This is a genomic window from Methyloglobulus morosus KoM1 (assembly GCF_000496735.2).
GTDB classification, from domain to species: domain Bacteria; phylum Pseudomonadota; class Gammaproteobacteria; order Methylococcales; family Methylomonadaceae; genus Methyloglobulus; species Methyloglobulus morosus.
Genome location: NZ_AYLO01000036.1, coordinates 1 through 17,309, shown reverse-complemented (window position 1 = coordinate 17,309; position 17,309 = coordinate 1). Strand labels below are relative to the sequence as shown.

The window sequence follows — 17,309 nt, the reverse complement described above, 5'->3', positions numbered from 1 at the left end:
ACGTACATTCGGTTTTAACAACCTCGCCATATCCGCTCCTTGGCAGTATGGCGTTTTTTTACTTCAAGTGCTTATCGAGACAATACAGATTTAATACGACACACCTATTCCCCCATACGTCCAACTATCAGCCCACCCCCCACAAGTAACCCTCATGCCTAAGGGATTGGCAGAAGATGAATCCATAGCCTCCCCTGCACTTTCGATCACCCAAAGAAGGCAATGCAAGGTCACCGGTATTAAGCGTACGAGAATATGGCTTGTCGCACAGAAATTACCCATACAGCCTAGATCCCGGCGGCAACGCTTGAAAACGTGTAGCATCATTACCGGTATCTCTGTATTGATTTTCGCTGAAGCTTAAATAAGCAATCAGGCACAGGTTCGCTTATACAACAGTTTTTGGGCTGATTGGGAAGCAAAATAATTCGGGTGGTTGGGTAATTTTTCACAGCCTGCTAGGTAATCATACGAATATACTTGCACTCACAATTAGAGGATAAATAGCACCATGGATATTTGATATTTGGCTGGCGATAACCCAACAGTTATCAACCCAATATCGGAATCATGCACGGTTGGATGGCAGGGTAACTTGGCTGCCACCAGAAGGGTTCTTGAAGCCAACATCCCATAGATGTGGTGAAAAGATAAACGGTAAAGTAAAGCCATTCGTGAGGCAAAAATTATGTCAACAGAAAAACGTCAACAACTTACCCATACATCCCAAGAGGTATGTCAGCAAGCTAGAACTATCGCCCATACCATTCTGTTCATGTTTATGACAGTGGCGATTTTTATGTCGTGTGTCGGAGTTAGCATTGTGCTGAACCTACCTTAAAGCCTGCTGGTATTTTCAGCAAAAATCTGGCAAGGTGAACATTGAATTGACCTAAGAAACCTTGAGTTTCTTTATGAGCGGGATTAGTGGGATCGTGCTGTATAATTGGGTAGGTTTTAAATTTAACCCTGCCCAATTCCGTTAGTGATGCAACTGCAAGCACCCAAAATCAGAGGCAGTTCACTATTACCCGCTGAATAAAAATGCAATAGTGACAAGGTAAGATAGATCGGAAAAAATCAGCGAACAGTTTGCTTCAGAAAGGCTTAATGATTAATTTAACAATACAAAAGTTATGGTATAAATTTATCGCTCCTGAACGGTAATATTTCGTTCAGGAGTGATGAAGCTATTGCTTTAGGTGTGGTTTGGTCCGTGTTCTGCTGGATTACGGCGATGACCTCGACGGCCACGGCGACCTGCTTTAATGTTTGTTTTTACTTTCATTGTGTTTTCTCCTAAGTTATAAAGTAATGCCGCTTAAAGCGGCTTTCTGTTAAGAAAACTTTTCAATCTTCTCGCCCGTTAATGGCAGTTTCTCGTCAAAAGGTTCAAATCAACCTAAATTTTTTTAAAAAACTTACATCTTGGAAATGGGTTTCTGAATTCTGGCTTATGTTGGTTTTCTATAAAGGCATTTATAATCAATAGACTGATTATCTTATGGCAAGGCAATTGATGACAGGACTATTTTTTGGATTTTTTCACCTTAATTTCAGGGCTCATCCGTTTTAGCCACATCAATAAACCCATGTATCCCTCGCTTGGATTTTACCGCCAACCAATTTTTTAGAAAACGTAACTCCTCAGTTTCTTCCAAGCTGTCCAGCGATTGCCTGTTTTTTAGCAAACGGAAAGCGGATGCAAGGATGTTGTAACGGGCTCCGGTAATGCTGGCGCGACGCAAGCCCACTGTATTTAATTTGTAGTGTTTCGCATAATGGCCGCCTATTAGGGTAAACGGGATGACATCCATGCTCAGTCCCGTGGTGCCTTGAACTATCGCATACGAGCCGATCCGGCAAAATTGGTGGGCGACGACATTGCCGCCCAAAAAGACCTTATCGCCGACTTCAACATGCCCACCTATCGCAACATTGTTCGCAAAAATGGTGTTATTGCCGATGGTGCAATCGTGGGCTACGTGGCTGTTGTTCATAAAGAAGCAGCCTGAACCGATGCGCGTTTCGCCGTTTTCCTTGGCGGAACGGTGCGCGGTAAAGCCTTCCCGAAACACGTTATTGTCGCCTATGAGCAACCAAGAGACGGTTTCCGCCTTGAAACTGGTGTCTTGCGGCAAATCGCCAAGGACGACATGGGGATGCAGGATATTGCCTTTTCCCAAAGTCACATAAGGCTGAATAACCGTATGTGCGCCTAACCGGCAGTCATCCCCTATCTCAACATTATTTTCGATTACGACAAATGGGCCAATTACAATGTGATTGCCCAGTTTAACATCGGGCGCAATGCAAGCCGTTGGATGGATTTGTTGCGACATAATCTTAATTAACCCCTTGGATGGTACTTTGAATGTAATTCTTTTAGCCGTTCTCTGGCAATATGGGTATAGATCTGGGTGGTCGATAAGTCCGAATGCCCCAACAACAGTTGCACGACCCGCAAATCCGCACCGTGATTCAACAAATGCGTGGCGAACGCATGGCGCAAGGTGTGCGGGGATAAGGGCTTATCGATTCCTGCTTTAAGGGCATAGCGTTTGATGATATGCCAGAATGCTTGCCGCGTCATACTATCGCCCCGGTTGGTGACGAAAATATAGGAACATTGACGTCCGCTCAATAAGGTTAAGCGGGTTTCGTTAAGGTAATTTTCCAGCCAACTCATCGCTTCTTCGCCAACAGGCACCAATCGTTCCTTATTGCCTTTACCGACGACCCTTACCACGCCTTGTCGTAAGCTAACTTGGTCCAGTGTCAAATTGACCAGCTCCGATACCCTCAGCCCCGTCGCATAGAGCATTTCAAGCATCGCCTTATCCCTAAAACCCAAAATGTGTGCGGTTTCTGGCGCATTCAGCAGAAGCTCTACGTCGTCTTCTGTCAGCGAACTGGGTAACGGCCTGCCGATATGCGGGGATTCAATGAGCGCAGTCGGGTCAACCGTAATGCTGTTTTCCCGAATGTAATACCCGTAAAAGCGCCGTAAACTCGATAAGATACGGGCGGAAGACCGGCTGCCGATACCTTCTTTAAAACGGCTTGCCAAAAAATCGGATAAATCCCCATTATTAACCTCCAGCATGGAACGGGCCTTAAGCCACTGCGCAAAGATACGAAGGTCGCTGCCGTAAGCGGACAAGGTGTTCTCGCTCAAGCCTTGCTCAACCCAGACAGCATCCAGGAATTGGTCGATTAATGTGGCGTTTTGCACGTACGAACGTTGTCCTTCGACAGGCTCAGGACGAACGGTGGGAAGCAAATTCCGTTCGTGGTGAGCTTGTCGAACCATGAATGCAATTTGCTTCCTGCCTATTGAATAAATTCGCTTCGTACACCAGCAATTTTTCCTTAATACGCATGTATTCACCATGCCGCTGCCCGCTGTATCCACCCATGCCATTCACCGCAACCACCCGATGACAAGGAATAAGCAACGTATAAGGATTGGTGCGGCACGCATTACCGACAGCGCGGGCGGCGGAACCGATTTTTTTTGCCAACGCGGAATAGGTCAAGGTAGAGCCCAAGGGGATTTTTAACAGTTCAGCCCAGACTTTATTTTGATGAACCGTGCCTTGCTTTAACAGTTTCAGGTTGATGGTTTGTTCCGGTTCAGGCCAGAAATCGAGAGTGTGTTTGTCATTATTTTCTGTTGCGTCAGCGTCTTGGGAAAAATCCCAGTCGATGTGGGTAATCACATCTTGCCGACGATGAACCTTAATAGTGCAGACGGGCGTATGAAGCCTTTCGACTTTTTCTTCGCCCTCACAGTTATCAACCCAGATGATGTTAATTGGCATCTTTCTCTCCTACATATTGCTTATCATCGCATCCGCAAATTCGCTGCACTTGACTTCCGTCGCACCCTCCATCAAACGGGCAAAGTCATAAGTGACGTGCTTGCTGGCAATGGTTGCATCCATGGCGTTGATGATGGCATCGGCGGCTTCCGTCCAGCCCAGATAACGCAGCATCATTTCGCCGGATAAGATCAACGAGCCAGGATTGACCTTATCCAGGTTGGCATATTTCGGCGCCGTGCCGTGCGTGGCTTCGAACACGGCAGTACCCGTTTGGTAATTGATATTGCCGCCAGGGGCGATGCCGATACCGCCGACTTGCGCCGCCAACGCATCGGAAAGGTAGTCACCGTTCAAATTCAGCGTGGCGATGACATCGAAATCCGTCGGGCGGGTCAACACCTGCTGCAAGGTGATGTCGGCAATGGCATCTTTTATCAGTATCTTGCCGCTAGCTAGGGCTTGTTTCTGCTCGGCATTGGCGGCTTCTTCGCCTTGCTCGGCCTTGGTAAGTTCCCATTGCTGCCAAGTATAGGTTTGCCCAGGATATTCACGCTCAGCCAAATCATAAGCCCAGGTTCGGAACGCGCCCTCGGTAAATTTCATGATATTGCCTTTGTGGACGATAGTGACGCTTTTCCTTTGGTTTACAATCGCATAATCGATAGCTGCACGAACCAGCCGTTCCGTACCTTCCTGTGACACCGGCTTGATACCGATGCCCGATGTTTCAGGGAAACGCACTTTTTCGTAATGTTTGGGAAAATTTTCTTTCAACAATTTAAAGAACAGTTTCGCCTCGTCGCTGCCTTGGGCGAATTCAATACCGGCATAGATGTCTTCGGTGTTCTCCCGGAATATCACCATATCGACTTGGTCCGGGCGTTTGACGGGGGAAGGCACACCTTTAAACCAACGTACTGGCCTTAAGCAGACATATAAATCCAGCAATTGCCGTAAGGCCACATTCAACGAACGGATACCGCCACCAATCGGCGTGGTCAACGGGCCTTTGATCGACACCAGGAATTCCCGGCAAAGGTCGATAGTTTCATCCGGCAGCCAAGTGTTAAACAATTCGAACGATTTGCCGCCCGCATACACTTCCAGCCAATGGATTTTGCGTTGCCCTTGATAAGCTTTGTTTACGGCTGCGTCTAACACCCGTACCGTGGCTCGCCAGATGTCAGGCCCTGTACCATCGCCCTCAATATAAGGGATGATAGGGTTATTCGGCACGACCAGCTTGCCATTTTGTGAAGTGATCGGTGCGCCATTGGGCGGGCGGATAATTTGGCTCATGTGATTTCCTGCTATTGTAAGAATTATTCAGGGCATTAGTTGGACTCAATCATAGCAAATGCTACTTGGTTTGTCCTAAGATACACAGTGTCCATGATTTAAGGCTAATTGGGATGAATTATTGAACTCTAAGGCGGGTTGATTCGGATATAATCCGTAACAAGTTATTATTGTTTACCTTTTCGCTCAGGATAATCGCTTTAAATAGCCGCGTTTTGAGAGATTGCCGACAGATTATTTTTGGAGACATATATGCATAAAGTCACACTGATTAAAGGCGACGGAATAGGCCCGTCTATCATGGATGAAGCGGTTAAGGTAATCGACGCATCCGGCGCAAAGATCGAATGGGAAGAAGCTTATGCAGGAATGTCGGCGTTTGAGAAATTCGAAACGCCCCTTCCTGACGATACCATGATTTCTTTCGATAAAACCCGAGTGGCGTTCAAGGGGCCATTAACCACCGTGGTCGGCACCGGCTTTCGTAGTATCAATGTGGCGCTCCGGCAAAAGTACGAACTTTATGCCAATGTCCGTCCGGCGAAGAGTTGGGAAGGCGTTAAGACACGCTACGATGATGTCGACATCGTGATTGTCCGGGAAAATACTGAAGGCCTTTATTCTGGGTTGGAGCATTACCTAACCTCTAAAAAAGACATTGCCGAAAGCTTGGCGGTCGTTACCCGAAGCGGTTCCCAGCGCGTCATCGAATATGCCTTCAAATACGCCCGCGACAACAACCGCAAAAAAGTCACCGTTTGCCACAAAGCCAATATCTTAAAATACACCCAAGGCATTTTCCTGGATGTCGCACGGGAAACAGCGGCGCGTTATCCTGATATCCAGTTTGACGAAAAAATTGTCGATGCCGCGTGCATGCACATGGTGATGAATCCGCAACAATTCGATGTCGTGGTGACCACCAATATGTTCGGTGACATCCTGTCGGATTTGACGGCTGGTTTGGTCGGTGGATTAGGGCTTATACCCGGCGCGAATATCGGCGACGATGCCGCCTTGTTTGAAGCCGTACATGGCAGCGCACCCGACATCACCGGAAAGAATCTGGCGAATCCCGCCGCTGTCATTATGGCTGGGGTAATGATGTTGAATCACTTGGGTGAATTCGATGCCGCCAAGCGGATTAAAACAGCCATCGAAAAAGTGGTTAACGAAGGCAGATACGTTACTCCCGATTTGAACCCACAATCCAAAGTGGGGACTAAAGAAATGGGCGATGCGATTGTAGGGGCGATGGCGTAAAAGATTTTTATATATTTGAAATCACATAAGCTGACCGTTCGCGCTGAGCCTATCTAAAGCGCGAACATCCCATTTGATAACAGGAGCAGAGGCGATGGGCAAGTTAACCTTTTATTCATCATTCCTAATAACAACCCTATTGTTGTCACATTCAAACCTACATGCCGAAATCAAATCCGAAACGATCAAATACGAAGTGGGTGGCCAACCGTTCCAGGGTACGTTAAGTTACGACGACAGTATTAAAGGCAAGCGCCCCGGCGTATTGGTCGTGCATGAATGGTGGGGCCATAACGCCTATGCCAACAAGCGCGCCGAAATGCTTGCCAAGCTGGGTTATACCGCTTTTGCCCTGGATATGTACGGCACGGGCAAAGTGGCCGACCATCCGGAAGATGCCAAAAAATTCATGGAAGCCACATTGGCAGATATGAAGGTAGCGGAAGCCCGTTTTAATGCGGCCCTTAAACTGCTGCAACAGCAGTCGACGGTTGAGGCTGGTAAAATCGCTGCGATAGGCTATTGCTTCGGCGGCGGTTTGGTTTTGCACATGGCAAAAGTGAATCCTGATTTGGCGGGCGTGGTCAGTTATCACGGCGCGTTGGGCATTGCCGCCAATACTCAGCCGGTATCGAAACCGGTTAAAACTAAAATCATGGTATTTAATGGCGCCGATGATCCTTTTATTACCCAAGAACAAATCGCTGCCTTCAAGCAGGATATGAAATCTATCGGTGCAGATTATGAATTTATCGACTACCCCGGCGTAAAGCACGGCTTCACCAATCCGGAAGCCGACGCTTTCGCTAAACGGTTTAACATGCCCTTAGCCTATAATGAAAAAGCCGATAAGGATTCCTGGGAGAAAACGCAGATGTTTTTTAAAAAAATTTTTAAATAAGATTTGCAATTTGGTAATGCATCTTGTGGTTTCAATTCTAACTAAGAAACACATCAGCAGAAATACTAAAACGTAGGGATAACGCTTGAATTTGCCGGGCATTTAATTGGCGTTTGCCACGTAAAATTTCCGACACAACGCCTTGACTGCCTATTTCCGGCAAGTCGTTTTGCTTCAATTGGTGTTCTGCCATTAAATAAGCTAAAACATCTTGCGGAGTTGATGCTGGAATAGAGCAATGGTTTTGTTCGTAGCTGGAAACTGCGATACCGACAATTTCCATCAGCGAAGCCAAAGGGTGGCCTTCGTTTTCGCCCACTTCGTCGATCAATTCGTTCAGCAAGTTGATCCGCGCCTGGTATTCGGCTTCGGTATAAGGCACGGAAACCAACGGGGCCAAGGGTTGCCAGCTTTCTTTCATGGTTTGTAATGTGCTATTCATACTTGCCTCTTGAAAAGGGTTAATTTGATTTCCATTTGCCTTTATCGTACTCATCATGAGTTAAGATTTCGCGTATGTATAATTTGTTCCGGTTATAATGGATTGCAGCAATCAGGCGGTATTTATTACCGTGAATGTTAAAAACAGTCAAGGAAACGCCTTTATCGTTTTTAACTACGTCCGCACTTGGGAAGATTTCTTTTAGTGCGTTGTAGTTTGGAAAATTGTTTTTGCTGGTCAATTGATACCATGTGTTAAGTGATGTTTTTGAGCCTGGGTGTTTTTTGATGAAAGCGCTGATACTTCCATAAGAAATAATATGTGTCATTAGATTTCCTAAATAGATAATTTTTGTTTTTCATTGCAATCAGCACCCGCTAGTAATGGTTAGATAATATCTCAAATAGAGATATTAAGCAAAATTAAATTTCAAGCTTTTAATGAAATAGATTTTCATATTCAACTATTACTTTATGAAAAGCTTTTTTAAAAAAACATCATCTTGGTGTGATTATGATGCAAGTATTAATATTTTTAAAATTTAACTTATTGTTATTTATATATTATTTATGTTGACAGTATACAGAAATCACGTTGCCGAACGCGCCGCCGAAGGCGTTCCCCCAAAACCGCTGGATGCCGCGCAAACTGCATCTTTAGTTGAACTTATCAAGAATCCTCCTAAAGGCGAGGAAGATTTTATTCTCGACTTGCTCTCCAATCGCATTCCGGCGGGGGTCGATGAAGCGGCTTATGTTAAAGCCGGATTCCTGGCGGCGGTGGCAAAAGGCGAAGTCAGTTCGCCGATTTTATCGTCTGCGCGCGCGACTGAGTTATTGGGCACGATGCTGGGCGGATACAATGTCGCGCCGTTGATTGAATTGCTCGACAATAACGACATGGCGCCGATTGCGGTCAAAGCCTTGTCCCATACTTTGCTGATCTTCGATGCGTTTCATGATGTGCAGGAAAAGGCCGATACCGGAAACGCTTATGCCAAGCAGGTGATCCAGTCCTGGGCGGATGCGGAGTGGTTTACCAGTAAGCCGGAAGTGCCGAAGCTTTTGACCGTATCAGTGTTTAAAGTCACCGGCGAAACCAATACCGACGACTTGTCGCCTGCGCCGGATGCTTGGTCGCGACCGGACATTCCGCTGCATGCCAAAGCCATGTTGAAAATGCCGCGTGAAGGCATCACCCATGCCGAGCAGCAAATCACCGAACTGAAACAAAAAGGTTTTCCGGTCGCTTATGTCGGCGACGTGGTCGGCACCGGTTCGTCCCGGAAGTCGGCAACCAACTCGGTGCTGTGGTACATGGGCAACGACATCCCGCATATCCCCAATAAGCGGGAAGGCGGCGTGTGCATCGGCGGCAAGATTGCGCCGATCTTCTTCAACACGATGGAGGATTCCGGCGCATTGCCGTTCGAGTGCGACGTCACCCAAATGAATATGGGTGATGTAATTGACATCTATCCGTATGAAGGCGTAGTTAAGCGGCATGGTAGTGATGAGGTGATCTGTAAATTTGAATTGAAAACCGATGTGTTATTGGACGAAGTGCGCGCTGGCGGGCGGATCCCATTGATTATCGGCCGCGGTTTGACCGAACGTGCCCGCAAGGCGTTAGACTTGGGCGCATCTACCGTATTTAAACGTGCCGGTGCAGTGGCAGAGAGCTCCAAGGGCTTTACGCTGGCGCAAAAAATGGTCGGCAAGGCCTGCGGTGTTGCGGGCGTGCGTCCGAATACCTACTGCGAGCCGTATATGACCACCGTCGGTTCACAAGATACCACGGGACCGATGACCCGCGATGAACTCAAGGATTTGGCTTGTTTAGGTTTTTCCGCCGATCTGGTTTTGCAATCGTTCTGCCATACCGCCGCTTATCCCAAGCCAGTGGATGTCACCATGCACCATAGCTTACCGGATTTCATCATGAACCGTGGCGGGGTGTCGCTCCGTCCTGGCGACGGTATCATCCATTCCTGGCTTAACCGCATGCTGTTGCCGGATACCGTCGGCACAGGCGGGGATTCGCATACCCGCTTCCCGCTCGGCATTAGTTTTCCTGCCGGTTCCGGCTTGGTGGCGTTTGCGGCGGCAACCGGGGTGATGCCGTTGGATATGCCGGAATCGGTGTTGGTGAGATTTAAGGGCACAATGCAACCCGGCATTACCTTGCGCGATATGGTCAACGCAATCCCGTATGCTGCCTTAAAACGCGGCTTGCTGACCTTGGATAAAAAGGGGAAGAAGAATGTCTATTCCGGTCGCATCCTTGAAATCGAGGGCTTGCCCGATTTAAAAGTGGAACAAGCATTTGAGCTTTCCGATGCTTCCGCAGAGCGTTCGGCAGGCGGCTGTACGATAAGGTTAAATAAAGAACCCATCATCGAATACATCACCTCCAACGTAAGCTTATTGAAATGGATGATCGCCGAAGGTTACGGGGATGTGCGTACCATTGAGCGCCGGATTAAGAATATGGAAGCCTGGTTGGCGAATCCGGTGCTAATGGAACCGGATGCCGATGCGGAATATTACGAAATCATCGAGATCGATATGGATGAAATCAAGGAGCCGTTATTGGCTTGCCCGAACGATCCCGACGACATCAAACCCTTATCGGAAGTTGCCGGAACAAAAATCGACGAAGTATTTCTGGGCTCCTGCATGACCAATATCGGTCATTTCCGTGCGGCAGGTAAATTGCTGGATAAGTTTAAAGGCGATTTGCCGACGCGGCTTTGGGTCGCGCCGCCGACAAAAATGGACCAAAACCAGTTGGTCGAGGAAGGTTATTACGGTGCATTCGGCAAAGCGGGTGCAAGAATGGAAATGCCGGGCTGCTCACTCTGCATGGGTAACCAAGCGCGGGTAAAAGAAGGGGCAACCGTGGTGTCGACCTCTACCCGCAACTTCCCCAACCGTTTAGGTAATGGCGCGAATGTATTCTTGTCGTCAGCGGAACTGGCCGCAGTTTGTTCACTATTAGGCAAAATCCCAACAGTGGAAGAATATATGCAATACGCCGATGTCATCGGCGAAACAGCGGACGATACTTATCGTTATCTCAATTTTAACCAGATGGAAAGCTATCAAAAAGCCAGTTAAGCGCAAATATGAAAAATGAAGGGCGTAAACTTGGTTTGGGATAATAGGGTTTATAATTCCCTACGCAGGTAGTCCGTAAAGCCAATAAAGTTACGATAATTTATTTGATTGATCTATTGATTCGGCCTTGTGAAGTATTAAGTTTCCGTTCGCCTTGAGCCTGTCGAAAGGCGGTGTGTGCTTCGACAAGCTCAGCACGAACGGTTCAGACATTAAAAGGCCGAATCTATAACAATCGACTTCAATACTAGAAACAAGCAGATTCCATCCGCCATGCCTAAAGTAACATCAAAGAATACCAAACATGCTAACTGAGACCTCTTCACCTTCCAGCCTTGATACCGCCTTTACTGGCATCGCTTATTCCACGTCGACCCTGGACAGCGCAATTGCCAAAGCCAAGGTACCCCTTCTCGGTATGCAACATGAAGCGGGTTATTGGGTATTTGAACTCGAAGCGGATTGCACGATTCCTTCTGAATACATCCTGATGATGCACTTCATGGATGAAATAGACGAAGTCATCCAGGTCAAGATTGCCAATTATATTCGCAGCCAACAAAATGCGGACGGCAGTTATCCCCTTTATAAAGGTGGCACAGGCGACATCAGCTGCACCATCAAAGCTTATTACGCCATGAAAATGGCCGGTGATGCAGTTAATGCAACACACATGGTGAAAGCCCGCGAATGGATATTGGGTAAGGGAGGTGCCGCTAAGGGCAATGTCTTCACCCGCATCATGATGGCGATGTTCGGGCAGATCCCCTGGCGGGGCGTACCTTACATGCCTGTGGAAATCATGCTGCTACCCAAGTGGTTCCCGTTCCATTTGGACAAAGTGTCGTATTGGTCGCGTACCGTGATGGTGCCGTTGTTCATCCTTTGCACCTATAAGGTCAAGGCCAGAAATCCTCATAATATCGGTATTGCCGAACTGTTTGTGATTCCGCCGGACGAGGAAAGAAATTATTTCGCCCACGTCAAAACACCGCTAGGCAAGACGATTCTTATTGCCGAACGCATAGGTCGGCTGATGGAACCGCTAATCCCCAGCCTTATCCGCCGCAGGGCTACCGGCAAAGCGCGAGATTGGTTTTTGGAAAGATTGAACGGTTACAACGGTCTCGGGGCAATTTTTACAGCAATGGTCAATGCTTATTTAGCTATGGATTATCTGGGCATCCCTGTCGACAATGAACAACGGCAGGTCGCCAGGGCAGCCATTGATCGCTTACTGGTCATTAAGGATGATATGGCCTACTGCCAACCCTGCGTTTCTCCGATATGGGATACCGGGCTAAGCTCTTTAGTTCTCCAAGAAGTTGACCGCTATGAATCCAATCCCCAAACCCAAAAAGCCATTAGATCTGCATTGCACTGGCTGGCAGCCAAGCAGTTAAAGGACGAACCGGGCGACTGGCAGAATCGACGCCCCAACCTCCCGGGTGGTGGCTGGGCTTTCCAGTTCGGTAACAGCTATTATCCTGATGTTGATGATACAGCGGTGGTTGCCCTTGCAATGGTTCAGGCCGATAACCGGAAGTTCGCCGAGAATATCGGGCGTGCAGGTATTTGGATTGCGGGTATGCAGTCCACTAATGGCGGTTATGGCGCTTTTGATGCCGACAACACGCATCATTATCTCAACCACATTCCGTTCGCCGACCATGGTGCCTTGCTCGMCCCGCCAACCGCCGATGTCAGCGGGCGTTGTGTTATGTTCCTAGCTAAGATTGTTAACCAACACCCTGAATACCAGACAGTTATTGACAATTGTATCGCTTTTTTGCGTAAGGAACAGGAAACAGACGGCTCCTGGTTTGGCCGCTGGGGTACCAATTATATTTATGGCATCTGGTCTGTCCTAATCGGTTTTGAAACCGCAGGTGTACCCAGGAATGACCCTAGCATACGCAAAGCCGTGACTTGGTTAAAATCCAAACAACGTGCCGACGGCGGTTGGGGTGAGGACAATTACAGTTATCACGGCAAAAATATCCGTGGCGTATTCCATACCAGCACTGCATTTCATACCGCACTTGCGCTCTTGGCATTGCTTTCGGCGGGTGAAGTGGGTTGTGTTGAAGTTGAGTCTGGGGTCAATTACTTATTGAAAAACCAGCAATCCGACGGTTTCTGGAAAGATAAAAGCTTTAATGCCCCCGGCTTTCCCAAGGTTTTTTACCTGAAATACCACGGTTACGATAAGTTCTTTCCGCTTTGGGCGTTAGCCCGTTACCGTAATGAATGCCTAACCGTGGGATAAGGCAACATAACTTTTCTCGAATTTCTTTAATGTTGACGCCATTTGGTTCTCCAATCGGCTGTGGGGTTTCAACAGCACCTTTTCAGCCTGTTTTTGTACTGTTATGTCAACGGAAAAACCGGCATAATGCGTAATTTCCCCATCAGCCTCTCGGGCAGCAGTAATGGTTTGCCAAACCGGTGACAAATCACCGCTCGACACTTATCCCAGATTTCTCCTTGCCAATAACCATTTGGCGCTATTGATGCGGATTTAATTCGATAGAATTCCAAGTCATGCAAAAACCTGAGCCGAAGAAGGCGCGGGCTTACCAACCACTTCTTCGGCACTGTAACCTGTTATGTAAGTTAATGCCTTATTTAAGGCACTGGATGATTTTTTGTGCTTCCCCCGCCTACGACGCGTCGTCTTCTTTTACTTCGATGGCAGTTGCAAGGATACGGAGTTCAGCCTCAGCTAATTTTCGCTTAGTCACATCCGAAAGCGTTTCTTTCATTTGAGGGGATTCTGGGAAATGTCGGGCAACAAATAGATGATGCCCGACGATCTACTAAGCTTAACGATCCGGTACGATAACGACAGTTCTGCCATTCGGGTTTCCTCTTGCGCCCGTATTTCCTTTTGCACCTGTGTTACCGGTTGCTCCAGTTGCGCCGGTATCTCCGGGTGCTCCCGCACCTCCAGTAGCGCCGGTGTATCCGGTTGCACCTGTTGCGCCAGTATACCCAGTTGCCCCGGTTGCGCCAGTGTCTCCGGTGTACCCGGTTGCCCCAGTTGCTCCTGTGCCTCCCGCTGCGCCGGTGTAACCGGTGTATCCGGTTGCGCCTTGCGGCCCAGGAGGGCCTGCAGGACCTGCAATGCATCCAACCATCACTAGGGCAACCAGTACTACGATAAACATTTTCGAATATTTCATGGTAATTTCCTTTATTTTGTTAACTATAGAGCTTATAAGCTACGTGAACTTTTCAACCAAGTCTGTGCGTTTGCGTACGTAATAGCCTGAATGGGACTTTAATAAAAATGGATGAATCCCAAGGCGAGGGTTTTGAGTTTGTAGAAGATGCGACAGCACTCACACACCCTTTGCAACAGCTATGCGATCCAATTTTTGCAATCGGTTACGGCACGTCCGCACGGCGCAAGAGTTAATTGTCCATGCGGACGGTATCGACCCTCATGATCTATATTTGTGTCCATAATCCGTGTTGGACAGATAGAGGCAGATACCCTCCCCGGAGCCAAACCTGTTTTTAATCGTTGTTACTTTCGGTCACTCGACACCTACCACTGACGAATATTAAGCGGAAAAAACAAACTGACGCCGGGCGATTGCATTGGCCCATAGTACACTGGCGGTGGAACGTAAACAGGTTGCGCGTAGTTATAGTAGGGTTGTCGATTCCCGTAACCGTAGCCATAAGGCTGCTGCCGATACCCTGGCTGATACCTATAGCCATCATGATCGCCGCGCCATCCCTGATTGCCGCCGTGGTTGTTGTGCCGATTCCCACGGCCATGACCGTTGCCATGGTCGGCGAGTGCCGACGATATAGACAAAACACTTATTGCCGATGCAACTGCAAGCACTATCAGAACCTTGCTGTAGGTTGACATAAAGTGCCTCTCTTGTGGTATTAAAGATTTCATAATGGCCTTCCTTTTCAGGGGTGCTTGATGAGGTTATGAGCCAGGGAATTGAATTTTCCCCGACATAATAAAACCGTATTCTTAATCATTTGCCACTCGTCTTCTTGTGGCTATGCTTGTGCTTATGGTCGCCATGCTCGCGATAACCATGGCGGAACAAGGTGTCCGCTTCCTTTTTCTGTGCATCGGACATGCTGGCATAGAGATCGGCAAACAAGGGGGTTAAATTCTTGATCCCGTCCGCATGGGCTTCAGCAATCTCGCCGTAGGATTTGAGATCGTCAATTGCGTTCATGTCCTTGGCATGATCAATCCTTGCCTGAGTAAGCGTGTCCATGGTTTTACCATTGGTGCGCATAACTTCGGCGACCTTGGCCCAATGTTCTTCCTGTGCCGAGGTGATCTTTAATTTGGCGTGCATGTCCTTGATGCGCAATTCGGCGCGATCTTCATGAGCGACTTTAGCGGCAGCAAAAACCGTACCCGGTATGAAAACCAGAGTAGCGACCAGAATCGCTACACCAATAAGCCGCGCGCTTGCAAGATTGAATTGAATACCACTTTGTTTCATGTTTGTTCTCCAAGTTGGTTTAGGTTTCTGGACACCCATGCAAATTACAGGGTATGCCATTTGATTTGAGGGCGATAATCTCCACCTTCAGGCGACCTTCTGTTCACAAGGCCGCCTAATTTAAATATAGGTTTCCCAGTTGCCTTTTTGAGGTGCTGGGCTGAAATCTGAGGGGAATTGACTACGCATAACCTCCAAGAGGCTGGGTAATATCCGTGATACGACTAAATATACGAAGCAATCCTTTAAATCACCCTCTATTGATAATTTTCTTACCTTGTATAATAACTAATAATATGTCAGCGCGAACAAAATTGAGGTTTCGCGCCGACGTAAATTAAACGTTACTTTCTCAAACGAGAAACCTTAAGCGGGCGTTGCATCCAACAGCCTATCCAAAGAGCGTATATGCGATTGTTGCGCAGGTAGCAACTTCGTTTCAATTAAAGTACGGGCTTCTGAAGACAGCGTGGTGTCCTTAAGTGCTGCTTCATAGTCCCCTTCCCCAGATTTTTCGCCTTCCAACAAAACCTTTATTGCCGATTGCTTGCCCAGCAAACTTGCGCCTTCCAGGATTAATTTCGCCCAACTACCCCAAACTCCTGTACCTTTTTGCGGCGTTCCACCTAGTTTAGTCATAAGTGCCTCTAAACTGGAAACCGCCCCTTTATGGGCTCCCAAAATTGGCGTCAATGAATTTGCTACGAACTGTCCTCCAGGCAACCGAAATTTCTCCAGGGCTTGTTGATAAGTTTCTGTCGCTGACAATTCATCTTTCAGTAATTTTTCGATTGTTTTAATGTTGTGCATAATAAAGTCCTCGGTGATAATTTTCTTGATGACGCGGAATTGCATCATCAAGTTTAAGCGTTGACTGATGCTTCTTCAGTCGATGAAATATCTTCAGCATTGGCCTGTTCAAAGATCTCTTTCACTTGGTCAATGGCTTCGCTGCTTGCGGCATGTACGGAAATCAAGGCGCATCCGCCTATGATTTTTCCTTCATAACGCTTGGCTTCATATTCCGGGATACCAAGCCCGATTAAAGCACCGCCCAAACTTCCGGCAGCCGCGCCGACTGCCGCACCGCTCAATGCACCCATGATAGGCCCTGCGGCGATAAATGGGCCAATGCCCGGAATAGCCAGGCTTCCGATCCCGGCCAGCCAGCCAAGCACAGCACCAGAACCAAGACCTACTGCGCCACCGATAGCCGCACCTTCCGGTGCTTTGGTATGCTTTTCATAGGCAAAATCGCGAGTGCTGCCTTTGTCTGGGAACAACACCGATATATCATTGTTTGAAAACTTAGCCGTCTTCAGGTTACTGACGATAAGTTCGGCTTGTTCGGTACTTTTTGCGATACAAAAAACTGCTTTAGTCATGACATTCTCCTAGGCCGTTAAGGCGCTTTAATTTCAAGTTGGTTATCAACGCGCAATACACCTCGAATTTTTTTGGCGATTTTTTCTATTGCCAAGCTTTCACCTGCATATTCAACAATCCCGCGTAAGGTCACTACCCTATTGCTGGTAATAATTTTTATATTGTGTGCATTGACCGATAACGACTTATCTTTAATCAATGCCTTACGCATCTTGCTCGTGATCTTGATGTCCTTTTTGTCGCCCTTTTGGTCATCCGGGGTTAAGGTCGTGCCATCCTTGTCGCGGACATTGCGCTGGGTATTTTCCAAGGGCGAACCATTGGCCGCCAAATAGGTTGCGGTATCGTGCTCGGCTTGGATAGGACTGGTCATCATTAACAGACTGCCTGTTGTGAATATAACTAACAATAATCGTGTCAACATTATTATCTCCTTAGTAGAGGGTGATTTTTAAGCCCATAGAAGGGCATCCATACTGGCTTTATCCTTCTTATGCAGCGATTGACAACCCACTATGCCTAACGACAAACTCTAGCGACCGCTCATCAACCGGCTTAAAAGGAAACCAACGCCTACGGCTA

General features: G+C 47.7%; 18 protein-coding genes. 6 read left to right on the top strand and 12 right to left on the bottom strand.

The window, feature by feature from the left end; genetic code table 11:
• Positions 1-1,556 precede the first annotated feature (1,556 nt).
• Genes lpxA through icd form a run of 4 tightly spaced genes read right to left on the bottom strand, consistent with a single transcriptional unit; the run spans position 1,557 to position 5,126 of the window.
• The gene (gene lpxA / locus MGMO_RS04895; RefSeq protein ID WP_023493929.1) at positions 1,557-2,342 is read right to left on the bottom strand and encodes an acyl-ACP--UDP-N-acetylglucosamine O-acyltransferase; all 786 of its coding nucleotides are present in this window, start codon (positions 2,340-2,342) and stop codon (positions 1,557-1,559) included.
• Positions 2,343-2,350: 8 nt separating this feature from the next.
• On the bottom strand, positions 2,351-3,313 hold the full coding sequence (gene xerD, locus MGMO_RS04890) for a site-specific tyrosine recombinase XerD (protein ID WP_023493928.1): 963 nt from the start codon (positions 3,311-3,313) through the stop codon (positions 2,351-2,353).
• Complete coding sequence (locus tag MGMO_RS04885; protein ID WP_023493927.1) at positions 3,261-3,824, bottom strand: methylated-DNA--[protein]-cysteine S-methyltransferase; 564 nt, start codon at positions 3,822-3,824, stop codon at positions 3,261-3,263. The genes xerD and MGMO_RS04885 overlap by 53 nt, the downstream gene beginning before the upstream one ends.
• A gap of 9 nt (positions 3,825-3,833) precedes the next feature.
• Entirely contained in the window at positions 3,834-5,126 is a 1,293-nt protein-coding gene (gene icd, locus MGMO_RS04880; RefSeq protein WP_023493926.1) for an NADP-dependent isocitrate dehydrogenase, read from the bottom strand.
• Between the two features lie 252 nt (positions 5,127-5,378).
• Between icd and MGMO_RS04875 the strand changes: the two genes are divergently transcribed.
• Both MGMO_RS04875 and MGMO_RS04870 read left to right on the top strand, forming a co-directional pair.
• Positions 5,379-6,389 carry an isocitrate/isopropylmalate dehydrogenase family protein gene (locus MGMO_RS04875; RefSeq protein WP_023493925.1) on the top strand — a complete coding sequence of 337 codons (1,011 nt, stop codon included), beginning with the start codon at positions 5,379-5,381 and terminating at the stop codon, positions 6,387-6,389.
• A 94-nt stretch (positions 6,390-6,483) separates the two neighbouring features.
• A complete protein-coding gene (locus MGMO_RS04870; RefSeq protein WP_023493924.1) occupies positions 6,484-7,290 on the top strand; it encodes a dienelactone hydrolase family protein in 807 nt (268 codons plus the stop codon).
• Positions 7,291-7,327: 37 nt separating this feature from the next.
• Here the strand turns inward: MGMO_RS04870 and MGMO_RS04865 are convergent, their stop codons facing one another.
• Both MGMO_RS04865 and MGMO_RS04860 read right to left on the bottom strand, forming a co-directional pair.
• A complete protein-coding gene (locus MGMO_RS04865; RefSeq protein WP_023493923.1) occupies positions 7,328-7,732 on the bottom strand; it encodes a helix-turn-helix domain-containing protein in 405 nt (134 codons plus the stop codon).
• A gap of 19 nt (positions 7,733-7,751) precedes the next feature.
• Positions 7,752-8,060: a type II toxin-antitoxin system HigB family toxin gene (locus MGMO_RS04860; protein ID WP_023493922.1), complete on the bottom strand. Its 309-nt coding sequence runs from the start codon at positions 8,058-8,060 to the stop codon at positions 7,752-7,754.
• Positions 8,061-8,301: 241 nt separating this feature from the next.
• Between MGMO_RS04860 and acnB the strand changes: the two genes are divergently transcribed.
• Together acnB and shc are read left to right on the top strand one after the other, a co-directional pair.
• Positions 8,302-10,851 carry a bifunctional aconitate hydratase 2/2-methylisocitrate dehydratase gene (gene acnB, locus MGMO_RS04855; RefSeq protein WP_023493921.1) on the top strand — a complete coding sequence of 850 codons (2,550 nt, stop codon included), beginning with the start codon at positions 8,302-8,304 and terminating at the stop codon, positions 10,849-10,851.
• Between the two features lie 304 nt (positions 10,852-11,155).
• Positions 11,156-13,120, top strand: a complete 1,965-nt coding sequence (gene shc, locus MGMO_RS04850) for a squalene--hopene cyclase (RefSeq protein ID WP_023493920.1) — start codon at positions 11,156-11,158, stop codon at positions 13,118-13,120.
• Here the strand turns inward: shc and MGMO_RS04845 are convergent.
• Positions 13,106-13,321, bottom strand: coding sequence for a hypothetical protein (locus MGMO_RS04845; RefSeq protein ID WP_036306933.1), 216 nt, complete (start codon positions 13,319-13,321; stop codon positions 13,106-13,108). The genes shc and MGMO_RS04845 overlap by 15 nt on opposite strands.
• Before the next feature lie 291 nt (positions 13,322-13,612).
• Positions 13,613-13,978: a hypothetical protein gene (locus tag MGMO_RS04840; RefSeq protein ID WP_235557234.1), complete on the bottom strand. Its 366-nt coding sequence runs from the start codon at positions 13,976-13,978 to the stop codon at positions 13,613-13,615.
• Positions 13,979-14,143: 165 nt separating this feature from the next.
• Between MGMO_RS04840 and MGMO_RS20865 the strand changes: the two genes are divergently transcribed.
• Both MGMO_RS20865 and MGMO_RS19885 read left to right on the top strand, forming a co-directional pair.
• Positions 14,144-14,272, top strand: a complete 129-nt coding sequence (locus tag MGMO_RS20865; protein WP_023493917.1) for a hypothetical protein — start codon at positions 14,144-14,146, stop codon at positions 14,270-14,272.
• A gap of 185 nt (positions 14,273-14,457) precedes the next feature.
• Positions 14,458-14,676 carry a hypothetical protein gene (locus tag MGMO_RS19885; RefSeq protein ID WP_161808464.1) on the top strand — a complete coding sequence of 73 codons (219 nt, stop codon included), beginning with the start codon at positions 14,458-14,460 and terminating at the stop codon, positions 14,674-14,676.
• Between the two features lie 179 nt (positions 14,677-14,855).
• Here MGMO_RS19885 and MGMO_RS04830 read toward each other — a convergent pair whose 3' ends face one another.
• The 4 genes from MGMO_RS04830 to MGMO_RS04815 all read right to left on the bottom strand — a co-directional run bounded on the left by MGMO_RS04830 (position 14,856) and on the right by MGMO_RS04815 (position 17,151).
• A complete protein-coding gene (locus MGMO_RS04830; RefSeq protein WP_023493915.1) occupies positions 14,856-15,341 on the bottom strand; it encodes a Spy/CpxP family protein refolding chaperone in 486 nt (161 codons plus the stop codon).
• 366 nt (positions 15,342-15,707) lie between these two features.
• Positions 15,708-16,199 carry a ferritin family protein gene (locus MGMO_RS04825; protein WP_023493914.1) on the bottom strand — a complete coding sequence of 164 codons (492 nt, stop codon included), beginning with the start codon at positions 16,197-16,199 and terminating at the stop codon, positions 15,708-15,710.
• Between the two features lie 5 nt (positions 16,200-16,204).
• On the bottom strand, positions 16,205-16,726 hold the full coding sequence (locus MGMO_RS04820) for a hypothetical protein (protein WP_023493913.1): 522 nt from the start codon (positions 16,724-16,726) through the stop codon (positions 16,205-16,207).
• Positions 16,727-16,743: 17 nt separating this feature from the next.
• Positions 16,744-17,151: a BON domain-containing protein gene (locus tag MGMO_RS04815; RefSeq protein ID WP_023493912.1), complete on the bottom strand. Its 408-nt coding sequence runs from the start codon at positions 17,149-17,151 to the stop codon at positions 16,744-16,746.
• Between the last annotated feature and the right edge of the window lie 158 nt (positions 17,152-17,309).